This window comes from Candidatus Methanoperedens nitratireducens (assembly GCF_000685155.1).
GTDB classification, from domain to species: Archaea; Halobacteriota; Methanosarcinia; order Methanosarcinales; family Methanoperedenaceae; genus Methanoperedens; species Methanoperedens nitratireducens.
Genome location: NZ_JMIY01000009.1, coordinates 1 through 18,870 on the forward strand (window position 1 = coordinate 1; position 18,870 = coordinate 18,870).

Here is an 18,870-nt window from a genome sequence, read left to right on the forward strand (position 1 = left end):
GTTACACTATTCACTTTTCGCTATTAAAACTTAGTAATGAGGCAAAATATTAGGAGCTAAACGGATCTAAAAAAACCTGAGTAGATACAATAAATGTTATTACTGGTCAAAGCCAAACAGGAAAATCCGCTCTTATACCCATTATTGATTATTGTTTAGGCAGCGAAAAGTGTGCAATTCCTGTTGGTCCAATAAGAGATAAAACTGAGTGGTTCGGCTTACTGTTGCAATTAGAGAAAACCCAAATGCTTGTAGCTAGATCAGAGCCAGGGGATAAGTCTCAAACTACAGACATGTACATGAATGAAGCTGAGACAGTAGAGATTGTTAATCATCCATATAAGACCTGCAATACTGACGCGCTTAAAAACAGATTGAATCAATTAGCAGGCTTACCAAGCTTGGATTTTGCAGGAGGGGAAGTAGAATCGTCATTTAAATATCGTCCTAGTATACGAGATATGGCTGCATTTGAATTCCAACCCCAGCACATTGTAGCTAATCCATACACGCTCTTTTTCAAGGCAGATACCTTCGACCATAGAGAAAAACTAAAGACAATCTTTCCATTCGTATTAGGTGCAATTACTAATAAAATACTTGCTTTAAGACGAGAACTTAAGGAATTAGTAAAGGAATTTGAATTAAAAACAGAAGAGTTGAATAATAGAAAAGCAGCTGCGAATGCATGGATTATAGATATTAAGGCTTCATATTCCAAGGCACGAGAATTTGGTCTTTTGAGAGAAGCGCCGAATCCTCAGACTGATTGGGATATTAACAATTACATCCAAATCCTTCAGAAGGTTCCTAAATCATCTGAATTGAACCTTCCAAAGATAGAAGAAGGCAGTACGGAGCGCGCTGTAAAGGAATTAAATGCGCTCAAGAACGAGGAAGAAGGTATTTCTCATTCTATTGGAGTACTGCGTAATAAACTCTCCAAACTGGAGAGCCTATCTTATTCTGAGGAACAGTATGGGAAAGCACTAAATTTTCAAACAGAAAGATTAGATAGCGTCGGTTGGTTTGAGGATAAAATCAAGGATAAAACACTATGCCCGTTTTGCGGCTCAGAAAGCAGATCAGCATCAGATGAGATTAGTAAGCTTCTTGAAGTAACAAAGAATGTACAGCGAACATCACAAGCTGTTACGAGTGCACGTGAAGTCTTGGATAAAGAAATTGCGGATATCAAAAAGCAATTACGTGACCTAGAGGGTAGGCTAAATGTTGTTCGTGATCATCGCCAATTACTGGAATCTAAATCTGAGGATTTAAGAGCAAGAAGACAGACATTAAATGAAATATATCGATTTGTCGGTAGGCTTGAGCAATCACTTGATAATTTAAATATAGTTCAAATCGATAGTCGTCTAGTTGAGGAGTTAAAACTACTTGAATCTCGCATTAAGGATATAAAGGTGAAACTTAATCCAGAAGAGGAGAAAAGAAGGCTAGGCAATGCTCTAAATTATATATCATCCTACATATCTCACTATGTTAAGTTCATTGATGTTGAACGTCCAAATGATCCTATTCATCTTGATACTACTAACCTGACAGTTCAGGTACTATTGAAAAATAGATCCCGAAAAGATTATTTGTGGGAAATTGGTAGCGGGGCAAATTGGATGGGATACCATATTTCTACTCTACTAGCTTTACATGAATATTTTTTATCCCTAAATATAAGCCCAGTTCCCAATTTTCTAGTTATCGACCAACCAAGCCAGGTATATTTTCCAGAACGCTGGCCTGGTGACCTAGATCCTAAGAACCCCAGTAAACTTCCTGAGGAGCCGAGCTCTGATGATATTGAACGAGTAAATAAGATATTCAGAACACTCTCAGAAGGGCTTTCTCGTACAAAAAATAAACTTCAACTGCTTGTGATAGAACATGCTGATGAAATTACTTGGCAAGGAATTAAGGATATTAACCTTGTGGATAGGTGGCGTGATGGTAGAGCACTGATTCCGCAGGATTGGTAATAAGTGCATCTACTTTTGAAATCACTTTCCTCACCTACCCCCACTTCAAACCATTCTTTAAAACCGCTCTGCTTTAACTCGTCTATGGCGGCTATTTTCTACTACCAAATCTTTATTAGGCTTCTCTTTTCTTATCCATAGCCCTCAGACCTTTTATCCTTTGTGGCAGATATTGTTTCATTTCTTCAAGGAGAGTCCCACTTCCCTTCTTTGGTTTCATACAGGATTGTATTCCTCTGAAAGATTATAGTTTTATTCCTCTGCGGCTTGATATTCGAATTTCCTATAAGTTTTCATCTGACTTTTCTCAATTCTCGGTTGATTTCATCAAGATCAAAAGCTTCGGGATCAAAACTACCGCCCACCCACTCAAGCATGTGATCATGCTCTGGGTTGTCGGGATCCTGAATTGCCTTTAGGAATTCGTAATAGCCCCAGATTCCGCCGCAATCTTCGGGAGGACAGGCGCGTTTGCCTTTAAGGCAGATAGGATAGTGCTTATCTGGTTCCAGGGGCAGGATCTTTTCAACCAGGATTTTATGATACCAGTAATCTCCAAAATCGTAGATATAGGCAAATTTAGCCCCTTCTTCAAAAACCACTTGACCCAATTTCACGGTTTTTTCATTTCTCATTTTAAAGTCATAATCAGGGCTCGGTTCACCGTAATGCATATCATCGATAATGAATTCGTGAAGATGGTAATCGTTCCATCCCATGACTACCTGCAAAATCTTGTGAAGCCTATATAATGTAGCGGCGCTCGTAACCTGAATCCTTCTCCAGATCGGCGGTTTGCTATCTTCGAGAGTTACCTTCATCTGATAAACGTAAATATCTGTGGGCTGTTTCATTTTAGCCATGTTCGTTTCTCCTATAGATAATTAGCCCACAATCATTAAAACTTTACCAAAAAAAGTGAATAGACACTGGCAAATTATTCTTCCTTCACGGCATGAAGTGAGGATCATCTCTGATAGTTGCCAAACATTCATCTACAGAAAGATCTGTAAAAAGTTCAAGCCATTGCCCTGTGTATCTCATGTATGAGAGGTTAAAAAGGCCGTTTCCAACATACTCCATACGGGCGAACTTTGTTTCAAAAAATGGCGATATGCAATTCGGAGCGGGGCAGCAGTACTTCGCATAGAAGTGAAAGTAGCTGCGATACCATTTTGCGTAAATATCCACTATGTAACTGAAATGCTTATCTTCAGGCGGAGGCTTGATGTAAGTTGGCTTTAGATACGATTCGATAAGCTCACTAGCTTTTGTTTCCACCTCTATCTTGATATTTTCTGGCACCTTTGGCTTGGGAGGTTTTGGTGGACGAAATACCCAGACTTTTTGTCTTCTTTTCATGGTGTTCTTGTCGATATCGAATCTAAGTTCTGATGCTTTTACTCAGGATAATAAAACTGGCTTTCGTGGACATGCCATACCTGTACCTGCCCACAAAAAGGGCAAGCGCCTTTAAAGTTTTGAATCTTAGCAGCTTGTTCAGGAATGACATGACCGCATGCTTCCCCTTCAATCACACACAGCTCGGGTCGTTTATAGTGTTTTGAGACATCGTGACGTTGCATTTCTTTGTAGTGCATATTTTAAATTTCCCTCCTCTCAGATAGTTGATATATTAATAGTAAACCTCCCTGGAATTAATAACTATAGCTTAAATCTGGTGGCAAGCAAGTCATCATTGGATTGGAGGCTTGCTGTAATTAGCAATCTATTAGCTGAAGGTTAAATATCACCATGTAATGAATCCTTCGCTGACCGTATTTTTACGGTTATGGCACCCTCACTTGTTCCCCACCTCATGCCAGTCTTTTAAAAATTTTCTGTTTGAGTTCATTAATCATATTAGGTTCAAAATTGCGAAATGATTTTTGATTTAAAGGATAGGTGGATTTCCCCCTTTTTGCCTGTGGGAACAGGAAAAATAGTTTTTGTGGTGGATGGCGGGGGAAATCCGTATGATTTTTTAGGATTTCATGTATTTAAACAGAGGTGTGAGATAGGTGTGATCTATAATGCAATATGAAATAGGTTTAAACTTTCGCTATTGTCTGTTAACCCCTTTATTTCTTCTGGAAAAATTAAATTATGTTGATGATGGTAATCATGAGAGACCAAATAAAAAAATCCAGTTATGTTATGGTCTTTTCTTGTAGTATGAATGTCTGCTATCGCTTACCTATTCCCCACCTCGAACCAATCTTTGAAGCCGCTCTTCTTAAGTTCGTCTATTGTGGCTATTTTAACCACCAGATCTTTATTGGGCTTCTCCTTCCTTAACCGAAACATTGTCTTCAGGGCAACCTGAATCAGTTTCTTTTTGGCTATCCCGTCGCTGGCTATCTCATAGAGAATATCAGAATATTCAAGGTTCTTCCTGATATTCTTCTCAATTTGTTCTTTTGTTGTGCGGTGCTCAATTTCGATTCTTAGAATCTGGCCATCCTTTTCTGCCACAAGGTCGGTGTATCCTCTTTTACTCAGGTTAAGATCAGTGTCAATCCCGTCTTCCTTTCTCACTTTGTATCCTTCTGGCTCAAGCCAGTTCTTGATGATCTCCAGGGATACTGCCTTTCCAAGTTTTCCCCCGCCTCCAAGCTCGTTTATTGCGCGGTCAGAAGGGACGCTGAATTTCTCGGCAAAAGCCATCTCTCCCCATTGGGAGAGCCAGTAGCAGGAGCTTTTCCCTCTTTTTACGAACTCAACCAGTCCTTTACCTTCAGGAGGGAGCTTGGAAAGTTCATAAAACTTCTTCTTGAATTCGGAGTAATTGCTGGTCGAGGCTCCCAGGGATTTCAATTTCTTGTTTGCTGCCTCATATATGTCCGAGGCCAGATAGTTACCAGTGCCGATTGCCCAGAGCATTGCCTTTTCCAGGTGAGTAAGAGAGGCAGTGATCTCTTCCAGAGTTCTTGATTTTTTAAGCTCATGGCTGGTCTCGCTTTGTGGAATTTCTTCTTTTGGCTCTGCTGTTTCTTCGGATTGGGGTTTCTTACCCTTCTCTTTTGCCTCTTCCAGTTGCGGCTTTCCTCTTGGCTTAAGATACTTGAGACCGAAGTGGTAATCTGCAAGAATTTCATCATATGTTACTTTATTAACTTCGGCTAATTCATGGCCAGGAACGATGTTATCTGTCTGAAGCGGGATTATTCCGCCCTCTATCTTGTGCTTTACGTAAAAGAACCTGTTCGGCAGGGACTGTAGTTCCTGAAAATTCCATTCCCATTCTTCTTGGTAGGAATAGAACTGGGCTTTGCTGGATTCTGGAGAGATTGAAAAGTGCTTGATCTCTGTGCCTGTAGTTTCAAAGAATTCCTTTGCCATTGTTTCCGCGTCTTTTCTTGAGATCCTGAAGCAGGCCTGGATTCCGCAGTTAGTGAGGATAGAGTCCTGGAGATCCTCTGGCAGTTGAGAAAGGTTCTGGTGAGCCAGTACCAGGGACAGGCCATATTTTCTGGCTTCTGAAAGTAGCTCAATGAAAGTTTTGGTGGCAAAGTTCTGGAATTCATCGATGTAAAGGTAGAACCGGGTTCTCTGTTCTTTTGGGACCCCTGAGCGGGAGAAGGCAGCAAGCTTAATCTTGGTCATGAAGAGGGAGCCGATAAGGTCAGCGTTTTCCTTGAGCCTTCCCCGATCAAGCTTCAGGAGAAGGATTCGGCTGTTATCCATTACTTCCCTTAAGGAGAATGAGGATCTCTTGAATGAGAACATCTCCCTCAGCCTGTCGTCTGAAAGAAAGGCATTAACCTTGTTCAGGGTTGATTCCATCCATTCGTCCCTTGTTTTTGGGGAGAGGTTGTTGAAACGCTGGAAATACTGCTTTGTGATTGGGTGTTTTACTTTTTCCAGGGTATTTAATCTAAAGTCCTCGTCTGTCAGGAAACGTGGAAGATCAACCAGGGTGAGTTCGGCTTCTATGAGAGCAATCATGGTGTTCCTCAGGAGATCCTCCATCCTTGCTCCCCAGGAGTCATGCCAGATTTTCTTGAAGGCTTCAATAAGCTCGGCTGAGATTTCAGATGAAGAGATGCCTTCTGTTTTCTCAAGGGGATTGAAGGCTATGGTGTATCCTTCGTTTGCAGGGTCAACATAGACTATCCTTTCCTCTGTTTCTTCTTTTGATAGATATAAGGCAAGAAAGCCTTTGATTTCTTCTACCAGATCGCCGTGAGGGTCTATGAGGCCGAATCCCTTTTGGTTCAGGATATCCTGCCTGATCAGGAACTCCAGGAACTTGGATTTTCCTGCACCTGAGGCTCCTACCACGTAAAGATGGGTACGCCTATCCTTTTCCCTGATTTTAGCCATCTGCAATTCGTCTTTGCTCTCGCTCCAGTACCAGCCAAGATCCAGGGCATCCTCTTCAGGGATAACTTCGGTCTCTTCCTCCTCTAGTATGGTCTCAGCTTCTTCCTTTTTGTTTCCTCTGAGCCAGTCTAAAAGCCACATTTAGGATATGCCAAGGAATCCTTTTGATTTCCTTTCGATCTTGGAGGGGTCTTGATCAAGAGCAAGCATGAGCTTTCCCACTGATTTCAGAGTGGAGTGGTGGCAGACCGTGGTATAGGCAGTCAAGTCCTGCAACTCAAAAAGGTCAAGTTCGCTTAAAGCAATAGACGATGCCCCAGGACGGAACAGGAGAAGCAAAGCCTCAAAAAGTGAGGGTCTGTAGGTCAAATACCAGGAGACATCAAGATTGTTGCCATAGTCCCTTGCATTAATGAAAATTTGATAGGGACTGAGCATTGAGCTTTGTTGGTCTTTAACCATTAAGAAATCTCTTTTGGCGCTAAAGAAACTTCCGATTATTCCTGGTGACATCTTTTCTTTCCTTATCCCAAGAGACGGGGCTTTGCTTTCCTTGATGAAATCCTCGGTATCTTTGAAAATCTCGTTGAACTTGCCCTGACCGTTCTCAATTAACATTCCCCAGCTATCCAGAACCTGCTCTTTTCTTAATATCCCGCCTAGCCTTAAACCCAGATAGAGACCGGCTCCAATGAGGATAAGCCCTAAGTAAAAAAGAATATCGGACACAAAAGAACCGATCAGTAAAAGGAGAGTGCCAAAAACTATCAAAGCCCAGATTTGTGCTTTTGACATCTTATCCTCCTGATTCTTCTACAATTAAGAGATTACAGTTGTCTATTACCTGTTCCTTGGAAAGAATTCCTGTCCCAACCATGTTTTTCACTCACCTATCCGTAGGTACTGGCATTTAAAAAGAAAAGCTTTATTTAAATAGTTTTTGGTTTCTACTTGGCTGTAGATTTCTGCTATTTAACAATTGATTTCTAAGTTGCCGTAGAATTACATATACAGCCAATTCTTTCTATTTTTGTACTACCGTAATTTTATCCATAATAGTTGCGCTAGCAGGTAATGGTATACCAGGATAATTCCCTGTTTTGTCTCCTGTTCTTCTATAATTCCAGAGATATTGATCATCCTTTTCGTTCACTAAAATGATAGCAATATCAACATTGGATGTCGTGTTACCAATCCAAACTTGCATATTCCATTGTCCTTTTTTGGGCTCAACTCGCAACCCTTGTGGCCACCATAAACTAGGGGTTATTTGGGGATTTACGAATACCCACATATATCGCTCTTCTGGCAATTTTCCAGAAAAGGTTCCGCTAACCATGGTAGAAACTGAGACTTTATCACCCTCTCTTGGAGCAATGATTTTTATTTCAGGTAATTTAAATAAACTTTGGAAGCATTCTTCTGCTTTCTCTTTAGATCCTATTTTTCGATATGATACACATTTACCATACCATGCAGAATATTTAATTTCTACTATCGGTGAATCTTGTCTATATGAAGAAGTATCATCTATAACAGTCACTACTTCTTCAAACTCTGAAATCGGATTATAACCGGAAGAATTAGAAAGATAAAGGCTAGCTATCCCTTTGTAAAGTAAAGCTTCAAAATCTTTTGGATTGCTTTTATATGTCTGATCAAAAGAATAGTATGCATTCTCAAAAGCATCTTGGTTTATAATAATGGAGTCATCAGATGAATTATAAAATTCTATTAGCGATCTTGCGTTGCTATATGCTCTGGTTAGATTAATTATTAAACTTTCGTTGTTAATCCCTATATTAAGATAAGCAAAGCCCTTCTTTCTCCAAGCGTTTCCATTTTCCTTATCAATATCCAATGATCTACCATAATTTTTAACGGCTTCTTGATAATCTCTCTTTTCATAAAAATTATTTCCTCTCTCTACTAGCTCATCACTTGAATATGGTAGAGGTGGATGAATGTAAGTAATTGCTCCTAAAAATAAAATAAGCGCTGTACAAATTGCTACTATTCTGTTGCTACTAACCCCACGACCAATTTGATTACAAACTTTGGTTATCTTATACGAAAAACTCCTCAAAAATCTCGACACTATACCAATTACTAGAGTAATTCCCATCCAAACGCCTACTAGTATTGATTTTAAATGTTACATATTACTCGTAACTTATATCATCTAAGTAAATAATGCTACCTTGTGGATTCTGTTCTTTGTTTGTGACCCATAAAAATCCCCCGATGACATGACTTAAGTCCTTGCCTTTTAAATCAATAGTGTATTGTTGCCATTTATCTGACAAAGAAATTATACCTGTGGAAACTGGTGGTTGGATTGAGTCTGGATATTGACCAGTTATACCGCCTACTTTGAACTCTGCTTTTTCTCCCCCTTTCTCGCCTCTTGCCCAGAATGTTAGTTTGGTTGCTCCAGTCAAGTTCATGCCCTCAGGTTTGTCCCCCCAATTCTTAGCCGGATATTGCCAATAAATTCCAGCCCATCCTTCTCCTTGTGAACGTGCTGCAGAGTAGTTGATTTTTATACTTATTGGCTTTGAATAGAAGTCTTCTGTTGAGCTTTCATCTAACTTTATATCACCCCAATCTCCCATCCAGCCAGAAGGATAAAAAGCATCAGGAATATATATCGGAGTGAATGAGTAGGTTTGTGTTATTGTAGATGTTGGTGTTGGCGTAATTATAGGAGTAGATGAAGGTGTTGGTGTAGGAGTTGGAATAGATGTTGTTATTGGTGTTGGCTTAATCTCAGGAGGTAGGAATATCCCTATGGATGGCGCGATTAATCCAAGACCAAGGAGACTAACACCGACTATTCCGAGAAATTTAGCTTGATTTTCGTCAATTGATGTTTCGAGCTTACCGCTAATATTTCTAACTATTGCTATAAAAAGGAATATTAACCCAGCTATAACAAGTATAGTTGGAATATCAGATATATTTAAAACCATATCTTTTTTCCTCCATTTTTATCGTCTGATTTCTATGCTTTGGATTAATGGAAAAACTGAAATCAGGCAGAGGTGGATTTAACCAAAATGCCCATATAGCCCTTACTATAACTGCGAGTGTTGTTGCTGCTGTAGGAGTTACTATTGTAGATCTTATGTACCATGTTGTATTATAAGACATTTTTAGGATATTCTTCTCACCGACACTTTGCATGGACAAATATTACCACCGTCCAATCCGTAGCTTGCTATATTTAGTAACACGGATAAACTTTTCGATTGCGCCTTACAAATATTTACTTAGAGGGATGGGGGAAGAGCAGAAAGAATTGGGAATTGGCTAGAGATTAATTACATAAATTTTTATAAGGTAAAAGGATCGGTTCATGTTCGTCTTAATATCCCTTTAATATCTTCAACCGCTCAATCTTTTCCTGCGATTTATCTACAACCTTTTTCTGTTGCTCTTCAAGCTGGGCTACTATCTCGTTAAAACCTATTTTAAGTGAGTATATCTTATACGGCCTGCCTTTGCCTGTTTTCTTCTCATCACGCTCGTTTATCCAGTCACGTTCCTTTAGCTCTCTCATAGCAATGCTGACTTCAGGCTGGCGCAATCCGGCTCTTCTCTCAAGCTCTATCGCTGTAGCCTCGTTCACACCTTGAAGATAGCCTAACGCCATAGCAACAGGTCTGCTTATTCCCAAGGAAATAAGAGTATCTGCGATTTCTTCTTCCTTCTTGTTGAGTTGTTTGACAGTAGTAGTTATCATTATTAACTCCCAAGCAATGTTATGCATTGTTATTATTTTAATCTTTTGATGGCAAAACCTTGAGTGAACTACATGTCGCTGTTAGCTAAATGAAGAGAGGAGGATAAAACCACTCCCACCCCCTCTATAACCACTTCCCAACCTGCCGATCTGCCAGGTACATGTGTACAATCTATGTGTACGATGCATATGTACGATCTACATAAATATATATTTATCCATGTAAATAATAATCTTAAGCATTATGATTATCATGTAATTTTTGGGTATACAATCAATTGGGTGGGGTTTGAGATCCCGTGCCTCTTTCATATAAAAGCTCGAATTCGTATATTAATAGAATATCAAAGCGAGCCCGAGCGCAAGCGAGGGCGAGCGAGAAGGGTACACCATATATATGGTCTTTGAGATATTTGGCAATTCTCACTGTTGTAAATATGGAAGCAAGAATGAATGGGTGGGGGGTGGAAGGTTAGAGAACGAAAGGCAAAACAAGCTTTCATATTCTTCCATATCGGTATTGGAGTTTTCATATTATTCTATATTCTTTCATATTGCTTCCATTTTCTTTTATATCCAAAAAATATCGTAAAAACCCTGGATTTTGGTATGCGGTAGCTAAGTATACCTTTATAACCAATTAGCTCATAACTGAAATTACCACGCTTCAAACTTCGAGTTCGGCGTGAATCAAAATAGAGGTGAGTTGTAAAAGGCAAATAAATCAAAGCTATCCAAAAACATGGAGGTCTATAGACACCATGATGTAAAATAAGGCTTTCATTTACAAATAGTGCTCAGCAAAGCTTCTGTTAACGACACAAAAATAAAAAGATGCCTCTGGTATCCAGCCTACCCTACCTTACTTCGACCACGGTATCAAGCACCATGTTCTTGAACGGGTACACGATTATCTTAACATCGTACTTCTGACCCGCTACAAGTCTCGTCACAGCAGGGTCATCGCCAGCCGTTATATTGACAACAGAATTGGTCACATTATACACAGCGTTTGGATGATTGGTCACGTTCATGGTCATTATCTGATCCCCGACCTTGAGATCAGTAAGTGAGCGCTGATATACAGGAGGCTGTCCGACAGGGACTATGGATAAACTCCAGTCACCTCCTACCAGCCTGTCCCCGCCTTTATGCTGTATCTTCAGGTCAGCAACCCCGATTGTATCAGGAGCATTCTCAACTGTAATGGCCGCAGTCGGTCCTTTTGATTCTGTTGCGCCAAAACTGAACCCGAACACAGCGACCAGTGCTGCAATCATAACAGTAATAACCACTGTCAGGACAACGCCTATGATGGGTGATACCGCATCCGCATTCTTGAGAAAAATGCTTATAAGTTGCATTTTAAAAAGGAAAAGACCCCTGAAAAAGGGAATGGGGCCTTTGATAGCTCTACCTTACTTCAACGACTGTGTCAAGCAGCATGGCGTTGGATGGGATGTGAACCAGCTTAACGTCGTACTTGGTATTTGTTAATAGCGATCCACCAGGAACAGTAAGTATTGTGTTGTTTACGTCACAGGTGGTAGAAGTACATGGAGTTGTTACATTAGTTATTTTGATCTGGGCTCCAACTGATAATTCACCAAATGTTGAATTTGAGATTACAAAAACCGGTGCGGTATCAGATCCACTTGCGTTGACTACGGATAATTTCCAGTCTCCACCTTTCAGTGTATCTCCGCCTTTATGCTGTATCTTCAGATCGAATTCATTGGGTGTATCTGGGTTGTTTGATGCTGTTATGCTCGCTGTCGGTGCTTTTTGCTGTTCGCCGCCTATCTGGAACACAAATACAGCGATCACAGCCGCAAGTATGACAGTGATCGCCACCATCAGGATAACACCGATGACGGGCGATACTGCCTCTTCATTTTTAGTTATTCTTTCCTTTATTCTCATATCAATTCACCTTCTTTTTATTTTTTGGTGTCCACATCCCCTGGATTATATTGAATCGTCAGCTCTGACGTAAATCTGACTGCTTCCTGGTCTGTAGGACACTAAATCAACGACTGATAAAATGCGCACAAAGGATATAATCATTATCCTTATGATAATGAGGTAATTATGTTAGGACAGGGGCGAATGTAGAAATTTAAAAGTGCTACTATCATGTACTGCAGGGACTGCAGAAAATTGCTCACGGAATGCACCGCAGGTGTAGCCTTCAGGAGTGTCTGGCTGGAGACACGATGAGGCAGGAGGCCCCGTCCTTAAGTGTTGTAGTTCACCTTTCTTCCTGTTTTCGTCTCACAACATTTTCAATCTTTTTTGCCCACATATCTTCTACGTGTGTGTACTGGCATTCAAGAAAATGATGAACGGCTTTTGCTAGAGCTTCTTTGGTGCTTCCCTCTCCTGTCTTCTGCTTTAAAGCCTCGATATCTTCCATTGAAAGAACTGTCTGCACATGCATTATTTTTGCCATTTTCCTTTTCCATCTCCTTATTTGAGATGATGCCCGCACAACATGAACTGCAGTACAACCATCTCATCTTATAATCATCATATGATTATGATAATCAGTATTTAAAGGTTGCGGGTGCAAAAAGCCCATCCACTAATTCAACATACGATCTTCATTGAATAAATCACCGCAAAGTCGGCTATGAACTGGTTCATAGATAACAATAAAAAGGACGATTAACAACGAACTCAAAACGAACTTAAACGAACTCCAGCCCGAGTTCGTATCGAGTTCGTACCAGTTCGTTGTTTATATTAGCTCAACCACATCCGAGTCTAAGATGCGATATATATTGAACTTTTTCATACCAGGACGCAAAGTCGGCTATGAACTGGTTTATAGATGACAATGAAAAAGACGATTAACAACGAACTCAAAACGAACTTAAACGAACTCATAAGTCCGAGTTCGTATCGAGTTCGTACCAGTTAGTTGTTTATATTAGCTCAACCACATCTGAGTCTAAGATGCGATTCCGTGTCATCCTTGCAATCAGTGTTCAATCGCATTTATCCTGCCAGGCATGTATGGATTCCTATGATGTCTAATTGCTCATGTAAAGACTGGATGGGTTCAATTAAGGCGAAAACTATTTTTATATTGAGTATAATTGGGGACTGCTATTATTTTGGGATAGCTTTTATCACTTATTACTACCATTTAAGTGGATGTGAAAGATATTGTTAGAAGACAAGCAAATACCAGGGAATATACCTTTAAAATTCAGTGAGTACCTCAGGATACTCAAGTTGACAAGGAAGCCCACAAGAGAAGAATTTACCGTGATCGCAAAAGTCGCGGGAGCAGGTATACTATTAATAGGATTTATCGGATTTATCATATATTTACTTGTGACTGTAATGCCAGGATGGTTTAAATGAATGATGAATCTGCTATCTACGTTGTCAAGACGACAGCAAATCAGGAAAGAGCTGTGGCTAACCTTATTGAGAAGGTAGCAAGAAAAGAACACCTTGATATCCTCTCGATCCTTGCGCCTGATGAATTAAGAGGATACATTCTTGTTGAGGCGGCAGGCCCTGAGATAGTGGAACAGGTTATCCATACCCTGCCTCATGCACGTACCGTGGTGAAAGGCAGATCCAGTTTTGCTGAGATCGAGCATTTCCTTACACCAAAGCTTACAGTTACGGGTATCACTGAGGGCAGTATAGTAGAGCTTATATCCGGTCCTTTCAAGGGTGAAAAGGCAAGAGTAAAACGGATTGATGAGGCTCGTGAAGAGATCACGGTTGAACTCTTTGAGGCGATGGTTCCTATCCCTGTTACAGTTCGTGGTGACAATGTAAGAGTATTGAAACGAGAAGAGATCGAGAAATAATCATTATTTAATATAGGAGATAAAAATGGTAAGCGTTGTAGAAGCACTGGTTGTTGGCGGTCAGGCTACCCCGGGCCCACCACTGGGTCCAGCACTTGGTCCGCTTGGTGTAAATGTAAAAGCGATCATAGATAAGATCAATGAACAGACAGCGGACTTCAAGGGAATGCAGATCCCTATCAAGATCATAGTTGACGATAAAAAACAATTCACAATCCAGGTCGGGACCCCGCCTACATCCGCGCTCATTAAGAAAGAAATAGGAACTGAGAAAGGCTCAGGAACCCCTGGCACACAGGTAGTTGGTAATCTTACTGTGAAGCAGGCCGTGAAGATTGCGCGCATGAAGAAGAACGGTACCCTCTCAAAATCATTAAAGAATATAGTAAAAGAGGTCATTGGCTCATGCGCTCCTCTGGGTGTGACTTTTGAAGGTATGAATCCCAAAGAAGCTACTGCGGCTATTGACAGCGGAAAATTCGACTCGGAGCTATCCGAGCCGCTTTAATTTATTTTTTTTGATTATTTGTAAGCGTAAATTTAATATTGTTCAGGATGTATGATTTGACTATGCAGACCCGGATAAAAAGATACAATATCTTATTACCGCATATATTCAGCAGGGTGGCAACTGATAATTATTATGAATTTAGTAAAAAATTTGATATTGGTATAGACCTGCTTGATGGAATAAAAGCAGATACCGGGGAGATGAAAGGTACGCTTGGAGAGATGAGTGGTACGCTTGGAGAGGTGAGTGGTACGCTTGGAGAGGTGAAAGGTACTCTTACTAAAATGAACACAACGCTTGAAACGTTTGTAATAAATCAAGACGAGCACAACCGGTGGATGAAAGAGCATAACCAGCGCCTTGAGAGAATCCTTGAAAAACTGGCAGAGAAATAGCAACTTAATAAAATTTATATGTGCTAACTGCGTTAGCAGCAAAGACCTATGAGCCTTAATGTAAACCGTTATAAGTGTGGATACTGCGGGGCATGTGTTGGTGTCTGTCCCGCAGGTGCGCTTGAACTGATAGAGACCTGGGTAGAGGTGGATAATACCTGCACCAGTTGCGGTATCTGTGCAAAGATATGTCCTGTGGGTGCGCTGGAGGTTAAATGAGGGACAGGTATGACGTGATCGTTGTTGGGGCAGGGCCTGCAGGCTCGATAACTGCAAAAACCTGCGCTGAGGCAGGGCTGGATGTCCTGCTCATTGAAAAAAGGCAGGAGATAGGAGACCCTGTAAGATGTGCTGAAGGGGTGGGGAAAGATGCCCTGAAAAAGCATATAGAACCTGACAATAGATGGATAGCTGCAGAAGTAAAAGGTTCCTTGCTGATTGCTCCAGATGGGACTGAGATTAAGATATCTGAAGATACATCCAGCATGAAAGCGGGTTACGTGCTTGAGAGAAAGGTCTTTGATCGCGCATTAGCCCAGATGGCCGCTATGGCAGGTGCTGAGGTCATGGTGAAGACAAGGGCGACAGGGTTACTCAGATCAAATGGAAGAGTTGCCGGGATCGAGGCCATGTATCTGGGGGAGACTTATAATATTAAGGCTGATATAGTCATAGGAGCAGATGGCATAGAATCAAAAATAGGAAGATGGGGCGGGATAGACACCTCATTAAAACCTGCTGATATTGAGACCTGTGCACAATTCTTGGTCTCAAACATTGACCCGGGTGAATACAGTACGTTCTATCTGGGCAATAATTATGCCCCTGGTGGGTACTTATGGATATTCCCAAAAGGCGGGCATATGGCAAATGTTGGGATCGGTATTCTCGGAAGCAAGTCCGGGGATGTAAGAGCAATATCACTCCTCCAAAGATATATACATAATAACATGCCTCAGGCTAAAATCGTGGAAATGGTAGTCGGCGGCGTACCTGTCAGCGGACCGATAGAACAGACAGTTACCGATGGTCTTATGCTTGTGGGTGATGCGGCCAGGCAGTCCGACCCTCTGACTGGAGGCGGCATTACCAATGCAATGGACGCAGGGAAAATGGCAGGAGAAGTCTGTATAAAAGCAAAAGAAATAGGAGATTATTCTGTTAATACTTTAAAGGAATACGAGGATAAATGGCGCGCCACTATAGGAAAAGAACTCGGTAAGTCCCTTCAGGTCAAAAACCTGCTTATTAAACTAACAGATGAACAGTTAAATAAGCTTGCATACTCGCTTAAAGGTGTGGATGTCAGTAATATGGCATTGCCATCGTTATTGTTTATTCTGTTTAAGAAGAATCCTAAAATGCTCTGGGAACTCAGGACGTTGTTCAAGTGAAAGTGAACTATCCCTCACTTATGTGTAATATTTAGAAAACAATTTTTAAGACGGACAAAAGTATTATGAAAATAATTTTGTATCCTGTTCTGGAAAAAAATATGCTTTAAATGGAAAGACATAAATACTCACCTAAGTTAAATAATTAATTATGATATATAGTAGATCTGCATGTGGTGATCATATTTTACAATTGCACTCAGGGATTCTATCCGGGGATTCAAAATATAACCTTGTCTGCACAGGCTGCTCTGGCATTTATTCTGATGATCGTCTGAAATGCCCGACAGACAGCGCACTGCTACGGACGAATTACAGTAACAGGCAGATCATATTAAAAGACGTTCCTGGAATGGGAAAATTCCATGACTGGCTGCCTGTACATGAGATAATAACATCAAATGCAGGTTCGATTACATATAAAAGCATAGATCTTGCCTCTGAACTGGGATTAAATAACCTGTATATCTCTTTTAATGGTTACTGGCCTGAGAGGGGGGCTTTTATAAAAACATGCAGCTTCAAGGAACTGGAAGCTTTCCCGACTATCCAGAGACTTAAGAATTCAGGAGGCTCACTTGTACTGGCATCGGCAGGGAACACAGCGCGCGCTTTTGCCCATGCATCGGCCCTGACAGGGATAGAGGTCTATATCATAGTTCCAGAGAGCGGAATACCAAGGATGTGGCTTCCAGAGGAGCCCTCTGATTCTGTACATCTTATACAGATGGGAAAGAACTGCGATTATACAGATTCGATCCATCTTGCTGAGCGGCTTGCATCCCTTCCGGGCATGGTGGCAGAAGGCGGTGCGAGGAATGTGGCACGCAGGGATGGGATGGGGACTGTAATGCTCGATGCTGCATTTCATATGAAACGAATGCCTGATCATTATTTCCAGGCTATCGGCAGCGGAACAGGCGGTATTTCAGCATGGGAAGCATCACTGCGGCTTATCGTGGATGGACGGTTCGGCATGAGATTGCCAGAGCTTCATCTTGCCCAGAATTTGCCTTTTACTCCCATGCTCAACGCCTGGAAGGCGGGAAGGCGCGAGATAATCAAGGATATCGATATGCCCGATCCCAAGAAACTCATCCATGAGATGTATGCTGATATCCTCTCAAACAGAGAACCGCCGTACTCCATAGGAGGCGGTGTGTACGATGCACTGTGTTCAACAGACGGGACAATGTACGGGATCTCAAACAATGAAGCAAAAGCTTCCCAGAAGCTGTTTGAACATCTTGAAGGTATAGATATTTTCCCGCCTGCAGGTGTGGCGGTCGCATCTCTAATAAAGGCTGTGGAGAACCGGCAGGTGGAAGTTGATGACCATATCCTGCTGAATATAACAGGCGGTGGTGTAAAACGTCTTGAGATGGATTATTCCCCATACAAGATAGAGCCGACAGCATATGCAGAGAATGCAAATATCCCGCTTGAGGAAATAATCTGCGAAAAGGTACTGGCTTGATAGATAGTCCTGAACACAGGGTAGTTGAGATCCTCAAAAACAACAGCATCGATATTGCCGCAACGCTGCCGTGCGACAGGATAAAAGTGCTTCTACCGCAGATCAGCAGAAGCATAAAGACTATTCCCCTTACACGCGAGGAGAACGGCGTTGGGATCTGTGCAGGCGCGTACCTTGGGGGCAAAAGACCTGTAATGGTTATCCAGAGTACAGGTATCGGCAATATGATAAACGCGCTTCTCTCCCTCAATCTCACCTATGGCATCCCGCTGCCTGTACTTGTAAGCTGGCGCGGTGTTTATAAGGAGTCAATAGAAGCCCAGGTGCTGTCTGGAGAAAGGATGCCTGCTATCCTGGACGCTGCAGGTATAAATCTCACAAAGATCGAATCAAGGGATGAACTTGATAAGATAGATCCTGCAATCAGGGATGCTTTTAAAAATGAGAGGCCGCATGTTGTTCTTATATCCCCTGCTGTGTGGGAGGGATCTCCAGGCGAAGTTCCTGCACCTTTAGAGATAATCCCGAGGGTCTCAGAATTGAACCTTGCAGCAGAAATTAAAGAACCTGTGATGACGCGGTACGAGGCGATTAAGGTATTAGCATCCACAGCAGGTGAGGATATTATACTCTCAAATCTTGGTATCCCTGCTAAAGAATTATATGAGATCAGGGACAGGGAGCTTAATTTCTATATGATGGGTTCTATGGGACTGGTATCGCCTATCGGGTTAGGGCTGGCTATGGCACAGAAAAGGCATGTGTATGTGATCGATGGCGACGGAAGCCTGCTCATGAACCCCAATGCTCTGAGCTGCATCGGGGCTTATAAACCGGGGAACCTGAGTGTAATAGCGGTCGATAATGCAGCGTACGGCTCAACAGGAAACCAGGAGACCTGTACACGCACACAGGTTGATCTTGAACTTCTGGCAGTGGCGAGCGGGATAAAAAATACCGCAAAGGCAAATACAGAAGAGGAATTGAAGCAGGCCTTACTGCGTAAGGCGAATCTTATTCATGTGGTTGTAAAGCCTGTAAATGCTGCTTGCAGGGAGATCCCTCTTTCTGCCAGGGAGATCAAGCAGAGGTTCATGAAAGCGATAGGATCGTGATCAAGCGTACACATTGAGAATTGATTTAATGAGTGGATTTTCCCCCCTTTTTGCCTGTGGGACAGGAAAAATAGTTTATA

At 41.6% G+C, this 18,870-nt stretch carries 22 protein-coding genes; 10 read left to right on the top strand and 12 right to left on the bottom strand.

The annotated features are described in order from the left end of the window. Positions 1-224 precede the first annotated feature (224 nt). The gene (locus ANME2D_RS16250; RefSeq protein WP_157834184.1) at positions 225-1,994 is read left to right on the top strand and encodes a DUF3732 domain-containing protein; all 1,770 of its coding nucleotides are present in this window, start codon (positions 225-227) and stop codon (positions 1,992-1,994) included. 293 nt (positions 1,995-2,287) lie between these two features. On the opposite strand, the gene ANME2D_RS16255 is transcribed toward ANME2D_RS16250, so the two are convergent. From ANME2D_RS16255 to ANME2D_RS18900, 3 genes are all read right to left on the bottom strand, one after another. Beyond that, positions 2,288-2,857: a plasmid pRiA4b ORF-3 family protein gene (locus ANME2D_RS16255; RefSeq protein ID WP_048094043.1), complete on the bottom strand. Its 570-nt coding sequence runs from the start codon at positions 2,855-2,857 to the stop codon at positions 2,288-2,290. An 85-nt stretch (positions 2,858-2,942) separates the two neighbouring features. Next, on the bottom strand, positions 2,943-3,356 hold the full coding sequence (locus ANME2D_RS16260) for a DUF3024 domain-containing protein (protein ID WP_048094044.1): 414 nt from the start codon (positions 3,354-3,356) through the stop codon (positions 2,943-2,945). A gap of 22 nt (positions 3,357-3,378) precedes the next feature. Next, positions 3,379-3,507, bottom strand: a complete 129-nt coding sequence (locus ANME2D_RS18900) for a hypothetical protein (protein WP_277812957.1) — start codon at positions 3,505-3,507, stop codon at positions 3,379-3,381. A 369-nt stretch (positions 3,508-3,876) separates the two neighbouring features. On the opposite strand from ANME2D_RS18900, the gene ANME2D_RS18300 reads away from it, so the two are divergent. Beyond that, complete coding sequence (locus tag ANME2D_RS18300) at positions 3,877-4,038, top strand: hypothetical protein (RefSeq protein WP_157834185.1); 162 nt, start codon at positions 3,877-3,879, stop codon at positions 4,036-4,038. 149 nt (positions 4,039-4,187) lie between these two features. Here the strand turns inward: ANME2D_RS18300 and ANME2D_RS16270 are convergent, their stop codons facing one another. The 9 genes from ANME2D_RS16270 to ANME2D_RS16310 all read right to left on the bottom strand — a co-directional run bounded on the left by ANME2D_RS16270 (position 4,188) and on the right by ANME2D_RS16310 (position 12,517). Beyond that, the gene (locus tag ANME2D_RS16270; RefSeq protein ID WP_052369009.1) at positions 4,188-6,461 is read right to left on the bottom strand and encodes a type IV secretory system conjugative DNA transfer family protein; all 2,274 of its coding nucleotides are present in this window, start codon (positions 6,459-6,461) and stop codon (positions 4,188-4,190) included. Beyond that, a complete protein-coding gene (locus ANME2D_RS16275) occupies positions 6,462-7,115 on the bottom strand; it encodes a hypothetical protein (protein ID WP_048094046.1) in 654 nt (217 codons plus the stop codon). Positions 7,116-7,344: 229 nt separating this feature from the next. Further along, complete coding sequence (locus tag ANME2D_RS16280) at positions 7,345-8,445, bottom strand: tetratricopeptide repeat protein (protein ID WP_048094047.1); 1,101 nt, start codon at positions 8,443-8,445, stop codon at positions 7,345-7,347. Between the two features lie 37 nt (positions 8,446-8,482). After that, a complete protein-coding gene (locus ANME2D_RS16285; protein WP_048094048.1) occupies positions 8,483-9,292 on the bottom strand; it encodes a hypothetical protein in 810 nt (269 codons plus the stop codon). Then, positions 9,273-9,506 carry a hypothetical protein gene (locus tag ANME2D_RS16290; protein ID WP_048094049.1) on the bottom strand — a complete coding sequence of 78 codons (234 nt, stop codon included), beginning with the start codon at positions 9,504-9,506 and terminating at the stop codon, positions 9,273-9,275. The genes ANME2D_RS16285 and ANME2D_RS16290 overlap by 20 nt, the downstream gene beginning before the upstream one ends. Positions 9,507-9,687: 181 nt before the next feature. After that, complete coding sequence (locus ANME2D_RS16295; RefSeq protein ID WP_048094050.1) at positions 9,688-10,065, bottom strand: MarR family transcriptional regulator; 378 nt, start codon at positions 10,063-10,065, stop codon at positions 9,688-9,690. Positions 10,066-10,922: 857 nt separating this feature from the next. Further along, positions 10,923-11,429 (bottom strand): type IV pilin, encoded by a 507-nt coding sequence (locus ANME2D_RS17180; protein ID WP_052369010.1) that lies wholly within the window; start codon positions 11,427-11,429, stop codon positions 10,923-10,925. A gap of 49 nt (positions 11,430-11,478) precedes the next feature. Further along, complete coding sequence (locus ANME2D_RS17185) at positions 11,479-11,988, bottom strand: type IV pilin (RefSeq protein ID WP_052369011.1); 510 nt, start codon at positions 11,986-11,988, stop codon at positions 11,479-11,481. Between the two features lie 328 nt (positions 11,989-12,316). Next, positions 12,317-12,517 (bottom strand): DUF5371 family protein, encoded by a 201-nt coding sequence (locus ANME2D_RS16310; RefSeq protein WP_048094051.1) that lies wholly within the window; start codon positions 12,515-12,517, stop codon positions 12,317-12,319. Positions 12,518-13,236: 719 nt separating this feature from the next. On the opposite strand from ANME2D_RS16310, the gene ANME2D_RS16315 reads away from it, so the two are divergent. The 8 genes from ANME2D_RS16315 to comE all read left to right on the top strand — a co-directional run bounded on the left by ANME2D_RS16315 (position 13,237) and on the right by comE (position 18,790). After that, complete coding sequence (locus tag ANME2D_RS16315) at positions 13,237-13,437, top strand: protein translocase SEC61 complex subunit gamma (protein WP_048094052.1); 201 nt, start codon at positions 13,237-13,239, stop codon at positions 13,435-13,437. Next, the gene (locus ANME2D_RS16320) at positions 13,434-13,898 is read left to right on the top strand and encodes a transcription elongation factor Spt5 (protein ID WP_048094053.1); all 465 of its coding nucleotides are present in this window, start codon (positions 13,434-13,436) and stop codon (positions 13,896-13,898) included. Before ANME2D_RS16315 ends, ANME2D_RS16320 begins: the two co-directional genes overlap by 4 nt. A gap of 25 nt (positions 13,899-13,923) precedes the next feature. Beyond that, a complete protein-coding gene (locus ANME2D_RS16325) occupies positions 13,924-14,406 on the top strand; it encodes a 50S ribosomal protein L11 (RefSeq protein ID WP_048094054.1) in 483 nt (160 codons plus the stop codon). Between the two features lie 62 nt (positions 14,407-14,468). Next, positions 14,469-14,804, top strand: a complete 336-nt coding sequence (locus ANME2D_RS16330; RefSeq protein ID WP_048094055.1) for a hypothetical protein — start codon at positions 14,469-14,471, stop codon at positions 14,802-14,804. A gap of 48 nt (positions 14,805-14,852) precedes the next feature. Then, positions 14,853-15,023: a 4Fe-4S binding protein gene (locus ANME2D_RS16335; RefSeq protein ID WP_048094056.1), complete on the top strand. Its 171-nt coding sequence runs from the start codon at positions 14,853-14,855 to the stop codon at positions 15,021-15,023. Next, positions 15,020-16,198: an NAD(P)/FAD-dependent oxidoreductase gene (locus ANME2D_RS16340; protein ID WP_048094057.1), complete on the top strand. Its 1,179-nt coding sequence runs from the start codon at positions 15,020-15,022 to the stop codon at positions 16,196-16,198. Before ANME2D_RS16335 ends, ANME2D_RS16340 begins: the two co-directional genes overlap by 4 nt. Before the next feature lie 151 nt (positions 16,199-16,349). Next, the gene (locus ANME2D_RS16345; protein ID WP_081810358.1) at positions 16,350-17,675 is read left to right on the top strand and encodes a cysteate synthase; all 1,326 of its coding nucleotides are present in this window, start codon (positions 16,350-16,352) and stop codon (positions 17,673-17,675) included. Beyond that, a complete protein-coding gene (comE, locus tag ANME2D_RS16350) occupies positions 17,672-18,790 on the top strand; it encodes a sulfopyruvate decarboxylase subunit beta (RefSeq protein ID WP_241763396.1) in 1,119 nt (372 codons plus the stop codon). Before ANME2D_RS16345 ends, comE begins: the two co-directional genes overlap by 4 nt. Positions 18,791-18,870 lie beyond the last annotated feature (80 nt).